Here is a 21164-nt window from a genome sequence, read left to right as displayed (position 1 = left end):
GTATATGCGTACGCATTCAATATGCAATCGTACGGAGCAACAGGTCCTCCCGCCCGTGCGGCGCCACGATCTGGAGCCCGACCGGACACCCGTCGCCGCCGAACCCCGCCGCCATGCTGACCGCTGGGTGCCCGCTCAGGTTGAACGCCCAGGTCAGAGCGGTCGAGTAGCGGTCGCCCGGGCCTTCGTGGCCGTGCGGGAGGGTGGGGGTCGTCGGGGTCAGCAGCAGCTCCGCGTCGGCGAAGAGGGCGGCCAGGCGGCGGTCGTTCTCCGCGCGGGTGCGGTGGGCGGAGGCGAGGTCCGCGCCGGGTGACCGGAGGGCGAGCCAGGCCCGGGCGGGGTCTTCGAGGCGGAGGGGCGCGGACGGCCGTACGAGCCGCAGGGCACCGCTTTCCGCGAGGCGTACGGCGGCGGCGTGGGCGACCGCCGCGACGTCCGGGTCGAGATCGGGGCCGGCGAAACCGAGGTCGGGCGACCAGACGGCGGTGGGGGAGTGCGAGCCGCCCGCCACCGGCCCAGTCCCGGCCGCCCGCTCCGCAGGCGCGTCCCCCGCCGCCACCCGCCACCAGGCCGCCGCATCCGACGCGCACCGGGCCAGCACGCCGGGCGCCGTGAGCCCCGTACGGTCGGCCGTCGGCAGCCGTCCGTTCGTGACCTTCAGCCCCACCACACCGCACCAGGCCGCCGGAATCCGCACCGACCCCGCCCCGTCGCTCCCGGTCGCGAGCGGCACCAGTCCGGCGGCCACCGCGGCGGCCGACCCGGCCGAGGAGCCGCCCGGCGTACGGTCGGCCCGCCACGGGTTGACGGTACGGCCATGGGCGCCAAGTCCCCAGGTCTGCCAGGGAGTTCCGGGACCGGGCACGGCCGTCGCACCCACCGCGACACACCCGGCCGCGAGCAGCGGAGCCGCAGTGCGCAGCCCGTGCCGGCCCTTCACCCCGACCGGCACCCCGGCCAGCGGCAGCCACTCGCCCGCCGCCACGCGCGCGTCCACCTCACCCGCCCGCCGCAGCGCCTCCTCACCCCACACCTCGACGAACGCGCACAGCTCCGGGTCCACCCGCCCGATCCGCCCCAGCGCGGCCGCGACCACGTCGACCGCACACAGGGCACGCGAGCGTACGGCGGCGGCGGTCTCCTCCGCCGAGAGGGCGGCGAGGTCGGAGAGGAAGGAGCGGATGGCGGGTACGGCGGCTGTCATACGGCGAATTCTCGGCGATGCCCGACTCTCGCCAACGTCGTTGAGGTGGCAGGGAGTTGGAGTTGGACCGCCGCTCAACGCGACCGCCCCGCCGCCCCCGTCAGGCGGACCAGCGCCTCCGTCTCCCGAGGCGGTGTACCGGTCAGGTCGCCCAGGCGCCAGGCCGGCACCCACGGGACGCGGTGCACGTCGATCGCCGAGTCGATCACCTTGATCCGCTGGGCGAGCGGGCGCGGCAGCCGGCCGGGGGCGTCCGCGACCAGGACGACCGCGTCGAGGCCGAGGCCGGGCGGAGCCTCACCCCGCCGGAAGAGCTCCAGGGTGTGCAGGGCGGCGCTCAGTCCGGACGCGTGGGTACGGGCGACGAGCAGGACCGACCGCGGGGCGGTGGGGCCGGGCCAGTCGCGTCCGCAGTCGTGGCCGCCGTAGACCCTGGCGAGGGTGGAGGTGCCGGCCCCGCCATGCGCACTGACGAAGGAGTGGAGCGGAGAGCCGCCGGCGCCGAGGACAGGCTCCGGTGGCCGGCCCTCCGGTGTGGCCGCCGGCCCGCGCAGCCAGATCTCAGGCCCTCGCCGTACGTCCCTCCGTATGTCACTCCGTACGTCCGTCCCCATGTCCCGCTCCTCCTCCTCGCCGTCCCCGATACCCGCCTGCTACCCGCTGTTGCCCGGTGACGCGCACGGCATCGGGCACGTGTTCTGACGTGGCATGAGTTCCTGGAACGAGTCTGTGACGTCGCAGTGACGTGAGAACCGTGGGGGAGCGGAGAGACTCGACAGTACGTGTACGACCGGATCATGCGCTGAGGGTGCGGAAGCCCGACGCGGGAGGGAGCACCATGGAACCCGAACGCGTTGTCCGGCGACTCCCCGACACATCCGAGTGAGGGAACCGATGGCTCGACTCAGCCGCGACAAGAAGCGGGACCAGCAGCGCGCCGCGCACCCGGCCACCCCCGCACCGACGCCGATCGACGTCCACGTCCCGGCGTCCGGTACGGGTGCGGGCGCGGCGTGGGTCGGTGACGTACGGATCGTCGCGGCCCCGGGCGAGGAGGTTCAGCAGGCCGTCCTCACCCACCTGCACCACATCGCCTTCAGCACCGGCCACGCCGTCCACGCCACGATCCACGACGAGCGCATCGGCTACGTCGTCCCCCTCCAGGTCGACCCTGACGGCGCGAGCCACTTCACGGCAGACCCGGTACCGATGGCTCCGCCGGTGGAGCGGGGGTCTTCCGCGGGGGCCGATTCCGAGCAGCCTGGTGGGCCTGGGGTGTCCGGTGTGCCCGTACCGCCCGGCATGCCGGCTTCCTCAGACGGCCCCCCGGCCGCCGTCGAGCCGCAGCAGCCCCGGCGTGATCTGCCCACGCACCTTCTACGGCCGGTCGACGAGCCCGTGCGGGACGCGGTCCCCACCTTCCGGATGCGGGCGGTGCCGGAGGCGGAGGCGGAGCCGGCCGACGAGGCGGGCCGCGGCCTTCCCCCGGGAGCGGCCGCCGAGCCCGAGCCGCAGGGGGACGCGGCCCCCACGTTTCCGCCCCCGACCGGAGAGTCGTCCTCGACCGGAGAGCCGTCCTCTGCCGGAGAGCCGTCCCCGGCAGGTGAGTCCCCCCGTGCCGGTGAACCGCCGTCGACCGGGTACTCCCCTCCGACCTTCCCCCTCCACTCGCTCCCGGACCCGCCCCCCGGTCACGCCCCCGGCACCGTCGCCCCGCCGACCGGCGTGTTCGGCCCGCCGCCGGTGATGGACGCGAGGCCGGAGCCCACAGAGTCCGCGCCCCCCGCCCCGCCCGGGCACCCCGCCCCCCGCGAGCAGGCCACCCCGCCCGCGCAGTCCTTCCAGCCCGTACAGTCCACCCCGCCCCCGCACGCCACTCCACCCGAGCAGGCCACTCCGCCCGCGCCCCCCACCACACCCGCGGCCCCCACCACACCGGCCGCCCCCACCACACCCGCGCGCCCAACCAGGCCCGCCTCCTTCCTCCTCCCCGACCTCGCCCCCGAGCCGGCACCGGACCCCGACCCCAAGCCCACCCCGCCCCGCGGCTTCGACGCCGTCGCCGAAGCCGTGCTCGGGGACGGTCCGTTGACCGTCGCGGCCGGCGACGGCACCGCACCCCCGCTGCTCGCGGAGCCACTCGCTCACATCAACGAGGCCGTGAAGGCGGGGCGGACGGACGCGGCGGCGGAGTTGGCGGACCGGACCCTGGCGCAGGCGTCCGGGGCGCTGGGGCCGGAGCACCCCGAGGTGCTGCACCTGCGCGAACTGGCCGCGTACATCGCCTACTTGGCGGACGACCCGGTCCGCTCCTTCCAGCTCTCCCTCGACCTCGCCCACGCCCGCCGCCACACGCGGGACGCGGAGGCCGCGTACGGCAACATCCAGAGCGCGTTCACCGCCTGGCGTGCCGTACGCGACCCCCAGCTGGGCCTGGAACTGGGCCACGCGTTGATCGGCCTGTGGACCGAGCTCACGGCCGAGGACGGCCCCGCCGCCGACGACATCGAGCAGTTGGACAAGGCCCGCGCCCGCATGGGCCGCCTGACCGAACGTGCTCAGAGCGCCCGTTGAGGGGATGTCCCACGCCGACAGCTCCCGCACCGCCGCAGATCATCCGCGCTCATTGCACGCAGAACTCGTTCCCCTCCGGATCCGCCATCACCACCCACTCACCCCCCGCTTCCTTCACCTCCCGCAGCACACTCGCCCCGAGCCCCGTCAGCCGCTCGACCTCGGCCGCGCGCCGGCCCTCGCCCGGGTGCAGATCGAGATGGAGCCGGTTCTTGACCGTCTTCGCCTCCGGCACCCGCTGGAACAGCAGCCGCCGCCCCAGCCCGGTCCCGCTGTCCTTCTCATACGGGTCGTCCGGATGCCGTACGGCGATCAGGTCCCGGAAGGCGAGGCGGGCGTGGAACTCGACGGTGGCCTCGCGCGGCAGGGCGCCGAGCTCCAGCAACCGCTGGATGAGCGCGTCGTTGTCCTCGACCAGGTAGTTCAGCGCGGCCGCCCAGAAGTCGGCCTGCGCGTGCGGGTCACCGGCGTCGATGACGAGCTTCCAGTGCACGGGTGCGGGTGTGACTGCGGGTGTCTGTGTCATGCCCACCAGTTATAGCGGCCGGGTCCGACAGTGCCGGGTCAGTGAAGGGCAGCGGCGTCCGCTTCCCGCACGTCGTACGCCGCCCGTGCCACCGCGATCTCCTCCTGGTGGACCTCCGTCCACTTCACCAGGGACTGGATCGTGGCGTGCAGCGTCCCGCCCAGCGGTGTCAGCTCGTACTCGACCCGCGGCGGCACCACCGGATGGACCGTCCGCTTCACCAGCCCGTCCCGCTCCAGCGAGCGCAGGGTCACGGTCAGCATCCGCTGGCTGATCCCGTCGATCTCCCGGCGCAGCTCGGTGAACCTGAGCCGCCGGTGCTCCAGCAGCGCGATGACCAGCAGTGACCACTTGTCGGCCACCCGGTCGAGGATCTGCCGTACCTGGCAGTCCTCCCGGGTGTCCCACTGGAAGGGGTCGGCATCGCCGTAGTCCACGGTGCCCGCGCAGTTACTCGGTGACTTTGAAGTGCCTTCTTCCATGTCTGTCGATGCTGCCGCACGCTGAAGTCGGTTACAAGAGGGAACCGACCCTCATCCCCGTAACCGTCCCTAGATGTGGAGTACTGCCATGGGCACGCGCGCGTGGGCGCTGTTACTCGTCCTCTGCGGAACGATCTTCCTGGAGGGCATCGACGTCGCGATGATGGCGGTCGCGATCCCGTCGATCAGATCCGACCTGGGCCTCACGACCGGCACGGCGGCCTGGGTGATGAGCGCCTATGTCCTCGGGTACGCCGGTTTCACCCTGCTCGGCGGCCGGGCCGCGGACCTGCTCGGCCGCCGCCGGATGTTCCTGATCTGGCTGACCGTCTTCCTGCTCTTCTCGGGGCTCGGCGGCTTCGCCACCGAGGGCTGGATGCTGGTCGTCGCCCGCTTCGTGACCGGCGTGTCCGCCGCGTTCATGACGCCGGCCGCCATGTCCCTGATCACCACCTCGTACGAGGAGGGCCCGCGGCGCGACAAGGCCCTGCTGGTCTTCGCCGGCACCGCGGCCGGCGGCTTCTCGCTCGGCCTCGTCGTCGGCGGCCTGCTCACCCAGCTCGGCTGGCGCTGGGTGTTCTTCGCGCCCGTGCTGCTGGCGGGCGCGCTGCTGCTGGCGGCCGTACGAGTGGTGCCGGCGCAGGATGCTCCCGTAAGGCGGCGCCGTGGCTTCGACCTCCCCGGCGCGAGCACCGCCGCCGGCGCCATGCTGCTGGCCGCCTACACCGTCGTACGCCTGGAACACGGTCTGGACGGCTGGCAGTTGACCACCGCGTCCGCCCTCGCGGCGCTGCTGCTGGCCGCCGTCTTCGTCGCCGTGGAGCGCCGGACGGCCGCCCCGCTGGTCCGGCTCGGCATTCTGCGGATGAGCTCCGTCGTCCGCGCGGACCTCGGCGCGCTGTTGTTCGTCGGGGCCTTCTTCGGCTTCCAGTTCGTGGTGACGCTGTACTTGCAGGAGCTGCGCGGCTGGTCCTCGCTCCAGACAGCGATCGCGCTGGTGATCATGGGGTGCGACGCGGTGCTCGCCCCGACCCTCACCCCGAAACTGGTCGCCCGCTTCGGCAACACCCGCGTGATCGTCGGCGGCTTCGTGCTGGCGGTCGTCGCGTACGGGCTGTTCCTGCCGGTCGGCATGGACTGGTCGTACGCCGCGATGTTCCCGACGCTGATCATCGCGGGCACGGCCTTCGCGCTGGCGTACGGGCCGCTGGCGATCGCGGCGACGGACGGGGTCGCCGAGTCCGAGCAGGGGCTGGCGAGCGGGCTGCTGCACACCGCCACGCAGTTCGGCTCGGCGATCGGGATCTCGGCGGTGACGGCTGTCTACGGCTTGGCGTCCACGGGGTCGGGCCCCGAGGCGACGCTCTCCGCGTTCCGTACGGCACTGCTGGTGCCCGTCGGGATGGTGGCGCTGGGCCTGTTCATCTCGACCCTGAGCGTGCGGGCGGAGCGGCGGGCGGTGCGCAGGGCGTCCCAGGTGAGCAGCGTCAGTGCCAGCCAGACCAGCGCGAACCCGGCCCAGCGCTCGGGCGGCATGGCCTCGTGGAAGTAGAAAATGCCGAGCAGGAACTGGAAGACCGGGGCCAGGTACTGCAGCAGCCCCAGCGTGGACAGGGGCACACGGATCGCGGCCGCGCCGAAGCAGACGAGGGGGAGCGCGGTGACGACGCCGGTCGCGACGAGCAGGGTCGCGTGGCCCGCGCCCTCGCCGGTGAAGGTGGAGTCGCCCTGCGCGCCGAGCCACAACAGGTAGCCGAGCGCGGGCAGGAACTGGATCGCGGTCTCGGCCGCCAGCGACTCGACGCCGCTGAGGTTGACCTTCTTCTTCACCAGGCCGTACGTGGCGAAGGAGAAGGCGAGGGTGAGGGAGATCCACGGCGGGCGGCCGTAGCCGACGGTGAGCACGAGGACCGCGGCGAGACAGACGCCGACCGCCGTCCACTGCACGGGCCGCAGCCGCTCCTTCAGGAGCAGGACGCCCATGGCGATGGTGACCAGCGGGTTGATGAAGTAGCCGAGCGAGGCCTCGACGACGTGGCCGGAGTTCACCGACCAGATGTAGAGCCCCCAGTTCACGGTGATGACGGCCGCGGCCACGGTGATCAGCGCGAGCCTGCGCGGCTGCCGCAGCAGCTCACCGACCCAGGCCCAGCGCCGGATGACGACGAGCGCGACGGCCACGAAGGCCAGGGACCACACCATCCGGTGGGCGAGGATCTCGACCGCTCCGGCGGGCTTCAGCAGAGGCCAGAAAAGGGGTACGAGCCCCCACATCCCGTACGCCGCGAAGCCGTTCAGCAGACCTATGTGCTGCTCGCCCTTCGACGTCCCGGCCACGGACCCCTCCTTCTCACATCCAGCTCGCCTGCAAGAAGGTAACGCCGAGCACCCCCGTCTGTCATGTCCGTATCGGCATACGGTCATGACAGACGGGGGTCTGTTTCAGCGCGGGGTCAGCCCTTGAGCGCGACGGCGATCGCCTCGGCGAGCGGCGTGGTCGGGCGGCCGGCCAGACGGGACAGGTCGCCGCTGGACACGACCAGCTCGCCCTTCTCGATCGACGCGTCCACGCCGGCCAGGGTCGCGGCGAACGGCTCCGGCAGCCCGGCGCCGGTCAGGATGCCGATGAGGGCGTCGGTGGGGACAGCGGAGTAGCCGATCTCCTTGCCGGTCTGCCGGCTCAGCTCGGCCGCGTACTCCTCGAAGCTCCACGCCTCGTCGCCACCCAGCTCGTACGTCTTGTTCTCGTGCCCCTCGCCGGTCAGTACGGCGACCGCGGCGGCCGCGTAGTCGGCGCGCGAGGCGGAGGAGACCCGGCCCTCACCGGCGGCGGCGACGACCGCGCTGTGCTCCAGCACCGGGGCGAGGTTCTCGGTGTAGTTCTCGTGGTACCAGCCGTTGCGCAGCAGCGCGTACGGGACACCGGAGGTGGTCAGGGCCTCCTCGGTGCCACGGTGGTCGTCGGCGAGCGCGGCGGTCAGGGTGCCCGGGGCGCTGGTGTAGGCGAGCAGCGCCACACCGGCCGCCTTCGCGGCGTCTATGACGATCGTGTGCTGCTGGACGCGGCCCTTGTCGAACTCGTTGCCCGAGATGAGCAGCACCTTGTCACCGGCCGCGAACAGCCCGTCGAAGGAGGCCGGGGCGTTGTAGTCGGCGAGCGCGATCTTCACGCCGCGCGCCGCGAAGTCGGCGGCCTTCTCCGCGTTGCGGACGACGGCGGTGATCTGCTCGGCCGGGACCTTCTCCAGCAACTGCTCCACGACGTGGCGGCCCAGGCTTCCGGTGGCTCCGGTGACGACGATGCTCATGATCTGCGATCTCCTTGTGGGGTGCGGGGTCTGACGCTAACCCTAGGGTGTGCGCTAACTCTGCGAAAGTACCCACTTTGAAGTAAGGTACTGGTATGGCAGTAAGCAATGAGGTGAGCGTCCCGTCGATGGGTCCCTTGGTCGCCGAGGAGATGTGTCCGCACCGCCTGGTTCTGGAACACGTCACCAGCCGCTGGGGTGTCCTGGTCCTGATCCAGCTCCTCGACCGCCCGCACCGCTTCAGCGAGCTGCGCCGGGCCATCGGCCGCGTCAGCGAGAAGATGCTCACCCAGACCCTCCAGACCCTGGAGCGCGACGGCCTCGTCCACCGCGACGCCAAGCCGGTCATCCCCCCGAGGGTCGACTACTCCCTCACCGACCTGGGCCGCGAGGCGGCCGAACAGGTGCGGGCGCTGGCGGTGTGGACCGACGCGCGGATGGGGGAGGTGCAGAAGGCGCGGGAGGTGTACGACGCGCGGAAGAGGGGTTCTGAGCAGGCGTGACGCGTGGGGTGGGCCCTCTGAAGGAATGCGGACGGCGCCAGGGGGCACACATGTGTCAGGGCGTTGGCCGACTTTCGAGATACGTCCTTCCATGCGCCCCCTCTCCGCCTCCCGCGCCGACTTGAGTCGCCGGGCACGCTGGATGCGGAGTGCTGCACCCGCCCGCGCGCCACCCGCGATGCCACCCTCCGGTGCGCGGTTACCGAATCCAGGGGGATGCCTTGACATGGCCACACAGAAACGGGCGGCGCGCAGTATCGGTTCTGCGGCCACCGCGGGGCTCGGCCTGATGCGGGCGCTGTTTGCTCGTGGCCCCCGCCGTCGACGGCAGGAGGAGATCCTGGCCGAGTTGCTCCAGCAACTCACCCTGATGACCGACGAGATTCACCGCGCGAATGTCATCCAGCAGTACCGCCTCACCGTGGACCAGATGGACCGCATGGTCGACGACCCGTCCCTGGCGGACACCGCGAGCACACTGCCGGGGCTCTCCAAGGGCAGGCGACGTCAGATGATCTTCGCCAATCGGCAGTACGGCAATTTGCTGTTGGCCCACCGCGTCGGCGTGTGTGACTGGGATGAACTACTGGGCCATTTACGTGTGTTGTGCAGAAATGAGATCTTTGCCGAGTATTGGGACCGCACGGTCGAGCACCGCAGGAGCCTTCCGGCGGACTCGATGGAGGCGCGGGTCGGTGCCGCCGTCGACGTCATGCTGGAGGAGCTGGCGGACGACCCTGACGAGTGGTGGATCGTAGGGCCCGCGCCGGCTGCCGGCCTACGTCCTGACGAGCCGTCTGCCGGGCCTGTGGCCTGACGGGGGCCGGTCGTTTCGGTGATGCGCACGGCGCGCAGTGATCGTCAATGGATTGCCGTGACTCCTGCAAAAGGAGGTAATTCCGGGGAATCCGAAGCAGGTGAAGCGATCTTGCCGTAGCCTTTGCGTGCCCCGGCCGACCTGGGGCTTTCCGGTCTAGAGAAGGTCCGAGTGCCCCGCGAAATCTCTGCTCTCAGTGTTGTCCGCCGTATCGGCGACCCGCCCAAGCTGCGAGGCAGTCAAACCGTCGAGACCTGTCCGGACCTCTTCGAGCTGAGCGACGGCAGGTTCGCGGTCATCGGCACGGAGGCCACCGCCGACCTGGACCCTCTCCTTCCCCCGGACGCGGCGCGGGCCGACTACGAGCGGATCGTCGTGATCGACCGCGAGACCCTCATCCGCGCCAAGCGGGACATTCCTGACGCCTGACGCGGTGCATCCACCCGTGCGCCCCCTTTCCGCCTCCCACGCCGGCTTGTGCAGCCGGGCGCTCTGATGGTTCCGGGCGAATTCGTGACATGGGGGCGCCGACATGGCCGGACCAGTTCAAGAGGACCTCTTCCCGGCGCGGGAACTGCGGCTCGCGAACGAGATCCGGATGCATGGCTTGTTCGTCGGGCAACTGGACCAGGCGATCGCCGACCCAGTGCTCGAACCGGAGAGATTGTCGTCAAGCCGGGTTGCGACATGAAGTCGCCGCACGAGCTTTGTTCCGATCCTGTCGAGGCCGAGGCGCTGAAGGTCCGACTCGACGATCCGCACCGGGCGAAGATCCGGCTCGCTGATGAGGTGCTCGTAGTCGGCGACTACATCGGAGACAGCACCCGAGCCGAAATCGCCTACGCCCGGTCGCTGGGCAAGCCCGCGCGGTTCACGCACCCCGAGGTCGACCCCGACGCCTGACCGCCCACCAAACACGTCGTGCTCTGCGACAGCTGCCAGCAGGCGCGTGTGCTGTGCGACCTGGTCCCCGACCCGATCAGCCACAGGCAGTCAGCGGCCGGGAGTTCAGCGCCGACTGCCTGGTGGACCGCTCCGGTCGCGCCTCGGTGGTGCTGCGGGAGCGGCTGATCGTCAAGGGTGGGCCTGTCGATGGTCGCCCGCACGATCCACGATGACGAAGCCACCCAGCTTGTTCGCCGAGATGCTGGCCGGCATGGACCGCGCCATCGCCGAGGGCGCCGAGGACCGCACGACCGAGGTGGTCCGGCGCCTCGCCGGGCGGCCACCGCACGACTTCCGCACGGTGGTCGCCCGGGAGTCGACGGGCCTCGGCTGAAGTCCGGTCAGAACACGCCCTTGTACCCCTGCCACCCGGTCGCGATCTTCGTACGGGCCCCGAACGACCCTTTGCCGTTACCGGTGTTGCGCCACACCGCGCCCGAGGTGTCCCGGGAGATGATGTCCCCTCTGGCGTCGCCGGTGATGTCGCCGACGCCGACGATGACGTTGTACGACGAGCCCCAGTTCGCGGCGAGCTTCACCCGCGCCTTGAAGCCGCCGGTGCCGTTCCCGTCGTACCGCCACAGGGTGTTCGACTTGTCCTGGGCCAACAGGTCCCCGCGGCCGTCGCCGTTGAAGTCGCCGACGCCCACGATCTTCTTGTACGTCTTCCAGTTGTCGTAGAGCTTCACCCGCGCCGACAGCTTCCCCGTGCTGGTGCCCTTGTAGAGGTACACGGCGCCGGTGGAGCTGTTGCGGGCGATGAGGTCGGGCCGCCCGTCGCCGTTGACGTCCCCCGGCGAGGTCAGGACGTCGTACTGGTTCCAGCCCTTGCCGAGCGAGGTGCGCGGGGTGTCCGTGAGGAAGGCCTGGCCGCGCCAGGTGCGGTAGACGCGGAGTTCGCCGCTGCTGAAGCGGACGAGGACGTCGTTCTGGCGGTCACCGTTCAGGTCGCCGAACGGGACCAGGGTGACCGAGGAGGGCCAGCCCGAGGCGGACATGGCCTTGCCGAGGCCTCCCGTCCCGTTGCCCGGACGGTAGCTGATGACACCGGACGGGCTGAGGGTCATCACGTCGCCGATCCCGTCGGGCGCCCAGGTGTCGTAGTTGATGAAGTCGCGGCGTACGACGGCTCCGTAGGACACGCGCACCGTCTGGGTGACGGTCATCGCGGGCCCCGACCCGTCGGCGGGCTGGGCCGTCAGCCTGAAGGTGTACGTGCCGTTGGGGACGTAGGCGCCCTTGCCGTCGCGGTCGTCCCACCGCGCGGTCACGTTGCCCGACACCTCGCCGCCGGAGAGCGTACGGACCACCGTGCCGGTGGCCTTGCTGGTGAGCGTGGCCTTCCAGGAGGCGGCGGGCTTGGAGAGCAGTCCGCGCCACTGCCACCACGGGTTGCCGCCGAAGCTGCTCGTCACCTCGGACTCGATCACTCCGAGGGCCTGGGTGGCGGCCCCGCTGGGCACCAGGTGGATCCGCCGGTCCGCGTCGACGTAGGCCACGGGACCGCCGAACTTGTCCACGGTCCAGGTCACCCCGCGCCGGCTGGAGCCGCCCGCCGCGAGGTCGCCGATCTTCCGGGTGGCTGCGGTGCCGTCGGCGAAGGAGGTGAGCAGGAGCGCGCCGGCCGCGCGGTCGTGCCGTACGACATAGCCGTCGCCGAGCAGGGCCTCGCCGGACGGGACGGCGATGTTCTTCTTCGCCGTACGGTCCCACACCCCGGCCGTCGAGGTCGGGCCGCAGGACCAGTAGATCCAACGGCCTACCGCCTGAAGCTCCTTGGCGACGCAGGGGGCGCCGGTGGCGATGGTGTCGGTGACCTTGCCGGTCTTCAGGTCCTTCGCGGTGACGACACCCGTGCCGGAGCCCGGCGTCCACAACTTGGTGCCCCAGACGGAGGCGGCCGTGACCGAACGGGTCACGATGGGCTGGAGGTCGGAGTACACGCCGAGGTCGCCGATGTACTGCTTGGCGGGGGAGGAGCCGTTGACGATCGCGTAGCGGCCGGTGACGTCGAGGAGGGCCCCGGAGGCGGAGGGCACCCGGAAGAAGCCCGCCGCGTCGTCCTCGAAGACGGACTGGACGTACGAGCCGCTGGTGGGGTCGGAGTCGGCGGTGAACGTCACCGCGCGGCCGTCCCCGGTGGAGTACGGGCCCACGTTGTAGCCGTCCCAGTCCTGCCAGGTGGGTGCGCCCGGCGTGCCGTCGGCAGCGATCGGCCTGGTGTAGTACGCACCCATGAAGCTGGCGTCGGCCTCGTCGGTGGCCAGCGTGCCGTTCTGCAGCGACAGCCGGTCGATCCTCGCGGCGACCGGCGGTACCGCGGTCAGTTCCCTCAGCGTCGGGGCGGCCGCCCCCGTGTCGGCGACCCGGCGCACCGCCCAGGCGCCGGAGTCGGTGCCGCCCACGGCCAGCAGGCCGCCGTCCGGCGCGGTGACGAGGGAGGTGTTCGCGTGCCGGAGCAGGGTGACCGGGTCACCGCCCGTCAGGGGTACGGCCATCAGCCGCTCGCCGGACTTGTCGACCCAGTCCTGCGGGCTCGCCGGCACGGAACGGGCCACCACCAGCCAGTTCCCGGCGATGCCCACGGACGGGGTGCCCTCCGTGCCGGGCAGCTTCAGCGCCGTCGCGGGGGCGGAGAGGTCGGCGCGGTCCAGGACATGGGCGGACCAGAGGCCGGACCACCAGACCAGCCGGTCCGCGCTCAGGGCGACGCCGGTCGGCACGACGTTCAGGGTCACGTCGCCGGTGACCTTCGCGGTGGCCAGGTCGACCAGCATCAGGTGCTGCATACCGTTCGGCTGGGCGTAGTTGAGGACGGCCGTGGTGCTGTCGCCGGCCAGGACGGTGAAGTCGGTGGTGACGCCGGTCGGCCATCCCTCGACGGGGGTGCCGTCGGCGGGCGTGCCCGCGCCGTAGAGCCACGGCGTGCGGTTGCCGTCGGCGTCCCGGGCCTGGGTCAGCACGTGGGTGCCGAAGGTGGCCTGGTAGGTGCCGTTGGTGAGGGCGACGTCCGTGCTGGTACCGGCGGCCATGTCCCTGAGGACGACCTTCTCGGTGGGCGAGACGACCTCGGCGACGATGTCGGACGACGAGCCCAGGTACCCGGGGATCTCCAAGGAGGGCAGGTCGCCCAGTTCGGTCGTCGCGCCAGTGGCGTACGACGTCCACAAGTAGCCGGAACGGCCCTCCTGGGCATGCAGATAGCCACTGGGCCCCGCGCTGCGGATCCGGTCCGCGCGCGGGGCGTAACGGTTGGACTGGAAGACCTTCTCCGCCGCCAGGGCGTTGCCGGCGGAGGCGGTGGCCGCGCCGGTGATCCCTCCGGCGGTCGCGGCGAGGACCGCCAGTGCGGCTATGACCCCGCGGGCAGTGGTGCGTCTGGCCAACGTCGGCTCCTGGGCCTCTGGTCGGGACGAAGGCGGAGCATGACGGGACGACGGCGGCTCAACAGGCGCACGTCACATGAACGTTGGAATGTTCCCGGCCCCCCGGCCGTCCCCCCAAGCACAGCCGCATGAGGCTAACACCAGCCTGTGCGGCCGTACCGGGCACTCCCCCTGCGATGGGCTCGCCCTGGTCGTTGGCGACCGAGTCCAAGGTGTTGCCCCAGCCCTTGTCCAGGCGGAAGGAGTTGCCGCCGTAGCCGTTGTCCGCGAAGAGGGCCTGGGCGCATTACCGAACCCAGGCCCTCGACCGTCACGTCAAACCCGCGGTCAGCCCACGACCGTCCAGGTGTCCCCGCCGGCCAGCAGCGCTCCCAGGTCGCCCTTGCCGTTCTGCTCGATCGCGGTGTCGAGCTGGTCCGTCATCTGGGTGTCGTACACCGGTCGCTCCACGGAACGGAGCACCCCGATGGGGGTGTGGTGGAGGGTGTCCGGGTCGGCCAGGCGGGAGAGGGCGAAGGCGGTGGTGGGGGACGTGGCGTGGGCGTCGTGGACCAGGACGTCCGCCTCGTTGTCCGGGGTCACCGTGATCACCTTCAGGTCGCCGGTCGCAGCGTCGCGTACGACGCCGCGGGTGCCGTCGGTGCCGAAGCGGATGGGCTTGCCGTGCTCCAGGCGGATCACGGCCTCCTCGGCCTGCTGCTTGTCCTTCAGTGCCTCGAAGGCGCCGTCGTTGAAGATGTTGCAGTTCTGGTAGATCTCGATCAGCGCGGTGCCCGGGTGAGCGGCGGCCTGACGCAGGACCTCGGTGAGGTGCTTGCGGTCCGAGTCGATCGTCCGCGCCACGAAGGAGGCCTCCGCGCCGATTGCCAGGGACACCGGGTTGAACGGGGCGTCCAGGGAGCCCATCGGCGTCGACTTGGTGATCTTGCCGACTTCGGAGGTCGGGGAGTACTGGCCCTTGGTCAGGCCGTAGATCCGGTTGTTGAACAGCAGGATCTTCAGGTTGACATTGCGGCGCAGGGCGTGGATGAGGTGGTTGCCGCCGATCGACAGTGCGTCTCCGTCACCGGTGACCACCCACACCGACAGGTCCCGGCGGCTGGACGCCAGGCCGGTCGCGATCGCGGGGGCACGGCCGTGGATGGAGTGCATGCCGTAGGTGTTCATGTAGTACGGGAAGCGGGACGAGCAGCCGATGCCCGAGACGAAGACGATGTTCTCCTTCGCCAGGCCCAGCTCGGGCATGAAGCCCTGGACCGCGGCGAGGATGGCGTAGTCACCGCAGCCGGGGCACCAGCGCACTTCCTGATCGGACTTGAAGTCCTTCATGGACTGGCGGGCCTCGGCCTTGGGGACGAGCGAAAGCGCCTCGATCGTGCCCGTGCCTTCCGTGGACGTCTCAGCCATCGATGGCCTCCTTCAGAGCCGTGGCGAGCTGTTCTGCCTTGAACGGCATGCCGTTGACCTGGTTGTAGGAGTGGGCGTCGACCAGGTACCTCGCCCGGACCAGGGCGGCGAGCTGGCCGAGGTTCATCTCGGGGATCACCACCTTGTCGTAGCCCTCGAGGACGGCGCCGAGATTGCGCGGGAAGGGGTTGAGGTGGCGCAGATGGGCCTGCGCGATGGCCTCGCCGGCGGTGCGCAGCCGCCGTACCGCCGCCGTGATCGGCCCGTACGTGGAGCCCCAGCCCAGCACCAGGGTGCGGGCGCCGTGCGGGTCGTCGACCGTCACGTCCGGTACGTCGATGCCGTCGATCTTGGCCTGCCGGGTGCGGACCATGAAGTCGTGGTTGGCGGGGTCGTAGGAGATGTTGCCCGAGCCGTCCTGCTTCTCGATGCCGCCGATCCGGTGCTCCAGGCCCGGCGTGCCCGGGATCGCCCACGGGCGGGCCAGGGTCTGCGGGTCGCGCTTGTACGGCCAGAAGACCTCGGTGCCGTCGTCCAGGGTGTGGTTGGGGCCCTGCGCGAACTGCACCCGCAGGTCGGGGAGCTCGTCGAGGTCGGGGATCCGCCACGGCTCGGAACCGTTGGCCAGATAGCCGTCCGAGAGCAGGAAGACGGGCGTGCGGTACGTCAGCGCGATCCGGGCCGCCTCCAGGGCCGCGTCGAAGCAGTCGGCCGGGGTGCGCGGGGCCACGATCGGCACCGGCGCCTCACCGTTGCGCCCGTACATCGCCTGCAGCAGGTCCGCCTGCTCGGTCTTGGTCGGCAGACCCGTCGACGGGCCGCCGCGCTGGATGTCGATGACCAGCAGCGGCAGCTCCAGCGACACCGCCAGCCCGATCGTCTCGCTCTTGAGTGCCACGCCCGGACCGGACGTCGTCGTCACCGCCAGCGAACCACCGAACGCCGCACCCAGCGCCGCCCCGATCCCGGCGATCTCGTCCTCCGCCTGGAAGGTACGCACACCGAAGTTCTTGTGCTTCGACAGTTCGTGCAGGATGTCGGAGGCCGGGGTGATCGGGTACGAGCCCAGGAACAGCGGCAGGTCCGCCTGCCGGGACGCGGCGACCAGCCCGTAGGACAGCGCCAGGTTCCCGGAGATGTTTCTGTACGTGCCGGTCGGGAACGCCGTCGTCGCCGGCGCGATCTCGTAGGAGACCGCGAAGTCCTCCGTCGTCTCACCGAAGTTCCAGCCCGCGCGGAAGGCGGCGATGTTCGCGGCCGCGATGTCCGGCTTCTTGGCGAACTTCGAGGTCAGGAACTTCTCGGTGCCCTCGGTCGGCCGGTGGTACATCCACGACAAGAGGCCGAGCGCGAACATGTTCTTGCTGCGCTCGGCCTCTTTGCGAGTGAGGTCGAAATCCTTGAGAGCCTCGACGGTCAGGGTGGTCAGGGGGACCGGATGGAGGTGATAACCGTCGAGGGACCCGTCCTCCAGCGGCGAGGCCGCGTACCCCACCTTCGCCATCGCCCGTTTGGTGAACTCGTCCGTGTTGACGATGATCTCCGCGCCGCGCGGCAGATCGGCGATGTTCGCCTTCAGCGCCGCCGGGTTCATCGCGACCAGCACATTCGGCGCATCACCCGGCGTGAGGATGTCGTGGTCGGCGAAGTGCAGCTGGAAGGAGGAGACACCGGGGAGAGTGCCGGCGGGGGCCCGGATCTCGGCCGGGAAGTTCGGCAGGGTCGACAGGTCGTTGCCGAAGGACGCCGTCTCCGAGGTGAAACGGTCACCGGTGAGCTGCATCCCGTCACCCGAGTCACCCGCGAAACGGATGATGACCCGGTCCAGACGGCGGACGTCCTTCACGCCTGCCGCTTTGCGCTGCTCTCCCACGACGGTTCCGTCGGCCTGCTCCGCTGGACTACTGACCTGCGTCACTGAACTGGACCTCCCTCGAGGCGGCTGTCTGGGAGCGGCCTTCCCGCAGGCCCTCCCAGGATCAACCCTACGACCGTAAGGGTCGCCTTCCCTGGGTCATTCGCATGATGGACACGCTTTTGAGATGGTTGGGCACCCCGACTTGTCACGATTTACTCGCCCCCAGCGCTTGCCCTTGAAGACGCTGCCCCTCATTCTTCGGTTCTCGGGATCGGCGGGCCCGCACATCCCGCTCAGCGGGCGCCCCATTTCTGACAGGGTGTCAGAAATTCAGGAGTTCAAGTAGGTGAGGACCGCGAGGACGCGCCGGTGGTCGCCGTCGCTCGGGGACAGCCCCAGCTTCAGGAAGATGTTGCTGACGTGCTTCTCGACGGCCCCGTCGCTCACGACCAGCTGCCGGGCGATCGCGGAGTTGGTCCGGCCCTCGGCCATCAGCCCCAGGACCTCACGCTCCCTGGGGGTGAGTCCCGCGAGCACGTCCTGCTTGCGGCTGCGCCCCAGCAGCTGCGCGACGACCTCGGGGTCCAGGGCCGTACCTCCCTGGGCCACCCGTACCACCGCGTCCACGAACTCACGCACCTCGGCTACCCGGTCCTTGAGCAGATAGCCGACCCCGTGGCTGGAACCGGCCAGCAGTTCGGTGGCGTAGCGCTCCTCCACGTACTGCGACAGCACGAGCACACCGAGTCCGGGGTGCGCCTTGCGCAGCTGTACGGCGGCCCGCACCCCTTCGTCGGTGTGCGTCGGCGGCATTCGTACGTCCGCCACCACGACGTCCGGCAGCGCACCCTCCGCGTCCAGCTCGGTGATGGTCTTGATCAGCGCGTCCCCGTCACCCACCCCGGCGACCACATCGTGCCCCCGGTCGGTCAGCAACCGGGTCAGGCCCTCCCTGAGCAGCACTGAATCCTCGGCGATGACCACGCGCACCCTGTCCTCCACGATCTACGGCCCCCCACAGCCCCGACTCCACCGCCCGCCCGGACGACAACGTCCAGCATCCCAGCATTCGGACCCGGACGGGCGTGCATGAGCCATCCAGCCCGTCCGGCGCTTGAGGAGCAGGCCTGGATCCAGCCCGTCCGGCGTTGTGAGGACGAGGCCTGGATCCAGCCCGTCCGGCGCTTGAGGACGAGGCCGTTCAGGCCGACGGGGGTCCAGGGGGCGGAGCCCCCTGGCGGGGTCGAAGGGGCAGAGCCCCTGGGGATGGGAACGGGTAAGGGCGGCGGGGGCGAAACACACCCACCGCCACCCCGTCACCCACCCGCGGAGCTCACCGCATCGCCGGCTCCGCCCGCCAAGGCAACTCCGCGGTGACCCGGGTGGGCCCGCCCTCCGGCGAGTCCACCACCAGAATCCCGTCCACCGCGTCCAGCCGCTCCGCGAGCCCGGCCAGCCCCGACCCGCCGGCCGTGTCCGCCCCGCCCACCCCGTCGTCCACGACCTGCAGCATCAGCCGGTTCTCGACCCGCCACACATCCACCGACGCCCACGTCGCCCGAGCGTGCTTGCTGATGTTCTGCAGCAGCTCCGACACCGTGAAGTACGCGATCCCCTCGATCGCCGCCGCCGGCCGCGCGGGCAGATCCACCTCCACCTGCACCGGCACCGTGCACCGCGACGCCACCGCCGACAGTGCCGCGTCCAGGCCCCGGTCCGTCAGTACCGCCGGGTGGATCCCGCGTGCCAGGTCCCGCAGTTCCTGGAGAGCCGTCTTCACCTCACCGTGCGCGTCGTCCACCATCCGTGCCGCCGCCTGCGGGTCCTCCGTGAGCTTCTCCTTCGCCAGCCCCAGATCCATGGCCAACGCCACCAGCCGTGCCTGCGCCCCGTCGTGCAGGTCCCGCTCGATGCGCCGCAGGTCCGCCGCGGCGGTGTCCACGACGACCCCGCGGTCCGACTCCAGCTCCACCACCCGCGCCGACAACCGCGTCGGCCCGAGCAGCCCGTGCACCAGGACCCGGTCCACCATCGTCAGCGCCCGCACGATCCACGGCGTGACCATCGTGAACAACAGCCCCACCAACGCCGTGACGCCGATCTCGAAGGCGTTGTCCAGGTAGATGTGGTGGCTTTCGTCGCCGTACAGCTGGAGCCCGTCCTGACCGCCGTACATCGGGAAGAGCCAGAACCACAGCGGGTACGTCATCAGCGACCACCCGATCGACCAGAAGGTCACCGAGACGACGAAGGAGAACACCGACCACGGCAGGTACAGCAGCGCGTACAGCAGGGTCCGCCAGGAGGTGCCGCTCCCGAGGACGGCTCCCATCCAGCCCATCACGCCCTGCTTCCGCATCCGCAGCGGCTCCGGGTCGCCCACCTCCAGACCCAGCAGCGCCCGCGCCCGGCCCCGCTCCAGCGCACCGAACCCCCGGCACCCGGCGAGCCCCGCCGCCAGCACCGGGATGCCGAGGAACGTCACGAGCAGTCCCGCACCGAGGGAGACCATCGTGACGGCGTACGTGAACAGGAGCACGCCGATCGGCAGGCCCAGCAGCACATACGCCAGCTCGCTCCAGCTGCGCGCCTCGAACGGCGCCCGCAGCGCGGAGGGCAGCCGATGCCCACGCGTCCCCTCCGCGAACCCGAGCTCGCTGTCGTGCCCGTAGCCCTGTCCGTAGTCCGTGGCCATCGGCGTCGTCCGTTTCTACTCGTCCTGAGGCTCCGCAGACCCTGCTGGTCCACCTGCTGGTCCCGGGGCTGTGCCGTCGTATCTCCACCCTGCTCGGCCGCAGGTCCGCGGACCATGGAGTCAGTCGGCGTCCTGGACGGGGGGTTTTCCCTACCTCCGGGACCGCCTGGGCTCCCCGGCCCCCCTGGGCTCCCGCGCGTCGAGCGACCGGTCCCGCCACGGCAGCTCCGCCGTGACCACCGTCGGCCCGCCCGGCGGCGAGTCGATGACGAACAGGCCGTCGACGGCGCCCAGCCGGTCGGCGAGGCCGCGCATCCCCGTACCGCCGTCGAGACGCGCGCCGCCATGGCCGTCGTCCCACACCTGGATCAGCAGCCGGTCGTCGGCCTGCCACACGTCGACCGACGCGGTCCTCGCCCCGCTGTGCTTGCTGATGTTCTGCAGCAGCTCCGAGACGGTGAAGTAGGCGATGCCCTCGATCGCCGCGGCCGGTCTGGTCGGCAGGTCGGCCGTCACCTTCACCGGCACCGTGCAGCGCGAGGCGACCGAGGACAGGGCCGCGTCCAGGCCGCGGTCCGTCAGTACGGCGGGATGGATGCCCCGGGCCAGATCCCGCAGCTCCTGCAGCGCGAGCTTCACCTCGCCGTGCGCCTCCGCGACCATCGCGGCCGCCGTGTCGGGGTCCTCGAGGAGCTTCTCCTTGGCGAGGCCCAGGCCCATGGCCAGGTTGACCAGCCGGGCCTGCGCCCCGTCGTGCAGATCGCGCTCGATGCGCCGCAGATCGGCCGCGGCCGTGTCGACCACGACCCCCCGGTCCGACTCCAGCTCGGCGATCCGCCGCTCCAGCTCGTCGGACGGCGACAGCAGGCCGCGCACCATCGCCCGGTCCACGTTGGTCAGCCCCCGCGCGATGAACGGCAGCACCGGCCACAGCACGAACAAGGAGGTCAGCGTGATGGCGAAGGTGAAGACACCCCAGGGCAGCCGGACGAAGTCGTACAGCACCGTGCGCCAGCCGACCGGGTCCTTGATCCCCATCCACAGCTGCACGAAGAAGCCGTTCTTGCGGCTGCGCAGGGGCAAGGGGCTCGGCTCGTCGATCCGCACGCCGAGCAGCGCCCTGGCGCGCGCCCGCTCCAGCTTGCCCAGCTGCCGGGCGCCCATCAGGCCGGCCGCCAGCAGCGGGAAACCGATCACCGTGACGGTCAGCCAGAAGCCGGTGACCAGCACCGTCATGACGTAGGTGAATCCGAGCAGGGCCACCGGGAGGTTCGCCAGGAGGTGCGCGATCTCCTTCCAGGTGTGCCGGTCGAAGGCGAAACGGACAGGCGGCAGGCGGTCGCTGTCCGCTTCCCCGCTGGGTCTCGAGGACGGGAGACGTTCGGTCATATGGGTTAGCGTGCCGCGCGGCGGGCCGCCGCGCCATGAGGCGGACCGCCGCGATCCCCTGGGGATAACC

17 protein-coding genes and 2 pseudogenes are annotated in these 21164 nt (G+C 71.0%); 7 read left to right on the top strand and 12 right to left on the bottom strand.

Going from position 1 to position 21164, the window contains the following annotated elements:
- Nucleotides 1–16 precede the first annotated feature (16 nt).
- Together OG252_RS22170 and OG252_RS22165 are read right to left on the bottom strand one after the other, a co-directional pair.
- The gene (locus OG252_RS22170) at nt 17–1204 is read right to left on the bottom strand and encodes an amidase (protein ID WP_329338142.1); all 1188 of its coding nucleotides are present in this window, start codon (nt 1202–1204) and stop codon (nt 17–19) included.
- A 74-nt stretch (nt 1205–1278) separates the two neighbouring features.
- Nucleotides 1279–1818: a DUF6668 family protein gene (locus OG252_RS22165; RefSeq protein ID WP_329338140.1), complete on the bottom strand. Its 540-nt coding sequence runs from the start codon at nt 1816–1818 to the stop codon at nt 1279–1281.
- A gap of 280 nt (nt 1819–2098) precedes the next feature.
- On the opposite strand from OG252_RS22165, the gene OG252_RS22160 reads away from it, so the two are divergent.
- A complete protein-coding gene (locus OG252_RS22160) occupies nt 2099–3778 on the top strand; it encodes a tetratricopeptide repeat protein (protein WP_329338139.1) in 1680 nt (559 codons plus the stop codon).
- A 49-nt stretch (nt 3779–3827) separates the two neighbouring features.
- Here the strand turns inward: OG252_RS22160 and OG252_RS22155 are convergent, their stop codons facing one another.
- Both OG252_RS22155 and OG252_RS22150 read right to left on the bottom strand, forming a co-directional pair.
- Nucleotides 3828–4304 carry a VOC family protein gene (locus OG252_RS22155; RefSeq protein ID WP_329338137.1) on the bottom strand — a complete coding sequence of 159 codons (477 nt, stop codon included), beginning with the start codon at nt 4302–4304 and terminating at the stop codon, nt 3828–3830.
- Nucleotides 4305–4342: 38 nt separating this feature from the next.
- Entirely contained in the window at nt 4343–4786 is a 444-nt protein-coding gene (locus OG252_RS22150; protein WP_266435268.1) for a winged helix-turn-helix transcriptional regulator, read from the bottom strand.
- 73 nt (nt 4787–4859) lie between these two features.
- Between OG252_RS22150 and OG252_RS22145 the strand changes: the two are divergent.
- Nucleotides 4860–6029 (top strand): annotated as a pseudogene (locus OG252_RS22145) (MFS transporter); the annotation flags it as partial.
- Nucleotides 6030–6109: 80 nt separating this feature from the next.
- Here OG252_RS22145 and rarD read toward each other — a convergent pair.
- Together rarD and OG252_RS22135 are read right to left on the bottom strand one after the other, a co-directional pair.
- Nucleotides 6110–7123 carry an EamA family transporter RarD gene (gene rarD, locus OG252_RS22140; protein WP_323185988.1) on the bottom strand — a complete coding sequence of 338 codons (1014 nt, stop codon included), beginning with the start codon at nt 7121–7123 and terminating at the stop codon, nt 6110–6112.
- Between the two features lie 116 nt (nt 7124–7239).
- On the bottom strand, nt 7240–8094 hold the full coding sequence (locus tag OG252_RS22135) for an SDR family oxidoreductase (RefSeq protein ID WP_266435264.1): 855 nt from the start codon (nt 8092–8094) through the stop codon (nt 7240–7242).
- A gap of 95 nt (nt 8095–8189) precedes the next feature.
- Between OG252_RS22135 and OG252_RS22130 the strand changes: the two genes are divergently transcribed.
- The 5 genes and pseudogenes from OG252_RS22130 (at nt 8190) to OG252_RS22110 (ending at nt 10693) form a co-directional block, all read left to right on the top strand.
- Nucleotides 8190–8597 carry a winged helix-turn-helix transcriptional regulator gene (locus OG252_RS22130; RefSeq protein WP_266435261.1) on the top strand — a complete coding sequence of 136 codons (408 nt, stop codon included), beginning with the start codon at nt 8190–8192 and terminating at the stop codon, nt 8595–8597.
- A 226-nt stretch (nt 8598–8823) separates the two neighbouring features.
- A complete protein-coding gene (locus OG252_RS22125) occupies nt 8824–9414 on the top strand; it encodes a DUF6082 family protein (RefSeq protein WP_266435259.1) in 591 nt (196 codons plus the stop codon).
- 171 nt (nt 9415–9585) lie between these two features.
- Nucleotides 9586–9843, top strand: coding sequence for a hypothetical protein (locus OG252_RS22120; RefSeq protein WP_266435257.1), 258 nt, complete (start codon nt 9586–9588; stop codon nt 9841–9843).
- Between the two features lie 228 nt (nt 9844–10071).
- A pseudogene (locus OG252_RS22115) lies at nt 10072–10317 on the top strand (hypothetical protein); the annotation flags it as partial.
- Nucleotides 10318–10528: 211 nt separating this feature from the next.
- On the top strand, nt 10529–10693 hold the full coding sequence (locus OG252_RS22110) for a hypothetical protein (RefSeq protein ID WP_406494647.1): 165 nt from the start codon (nt 10529–10531) through the stop codon (nt 10691–10693).
- A gap of 7 nt (nt 10694–10700) precedes the next feature.
- Here OG252_RS22110 and OG252_RS22105 read toward each other — a convergent pair whose 3' ends face one another.
- From OG252_RS22105 to OG252_RS22080, 6 genes are all read right to left on the bottom strand, one after another.
- A complete protein-coding gene (locus tag OG252_RS22105; RefSeq protein ID WP_329338132.1) occupies nt 10701–13745 on the bottom strand; it encodes an FG-GAP-like repeat-containing protein in 3045 nt (1014 codons plus the stop codon).
- 327 nt (nt 13746–14072) lie between these two features.
- Nucleotides 14073–15152: a 2-oxoacid:ferredoxin oxidoreductase subunit beta gene (locus tag OG252_RS22100; protein WP_329338129.1), complete on the bottom strand. Its 1080-nt coding sequence runs from the start codon at nt 15150–15152 to the stop codon at nt 14073–14075.
- Complete coding sequence (locus OG252_RS22095) at nt 15145–17070, bottom strand: 2-oxoacid:acceptor oxidoreductase subunit alpha (RefSeq protein WP_266435251.1); 1926 nt, start codon at nt 17068–17070, stop codon at nt 15145–15147. Before OG252_RS22095 ends, OG252_RS22100 begins: the two co-directional genes overlap by 8 nt.
- 270 nt (nt 17071–17340) lie before the next feature.
- Nucleotides 17341–18000 (bottom strand): response regulator transcription factor, encoded by a 660-nt coding sequence (locus tag OG252_RS22090; RefSeq protein ID WP_307680173.1) that lies wholly within the window; start codon nt 17998–18000, stop codon nt 17341–17343.
- A 343-nt stretch (nt 18001–18343) separates the two neighbouring features.
- Nucleotides 18344–19705 (bottom strand): sensor histidine kinase, encoded by a 1362-nt coding sequence (locus tag OG252_RS22085; protein ID WP_266435247.1) that lies wholly within the window; start codon nt 19703–19705, stop codon nt 18344–18346.
- Between the two features lie 150 nt (nt 19706–19855).
- Entirely contained in the window at nt 19856–21094 is a 1239-nt protein-coding gene (locus OG252_RS22080; RefSeq protein WP_266435244.1) for a sensor histidine kinase, read from the bottom strand.
- Between the last annotated feature and the right edge of the window lie 70 nt (nt 21095–21164).

Source organism: Streptomyces sp. NBC_01352, from assembly GCF_036237295.1.
Taxonomy (GTDB): Bacteria; Actinomycetota; Actinomycetes; order Streptomycetales; family Streptomycetaceae; genus Streptomyces; species Streptomyces plumbiresistens.
Note: the sequence above shows the minus strand (reverse complement) of the source record. Positions and strands in the feature narration are given on the sequence as shown.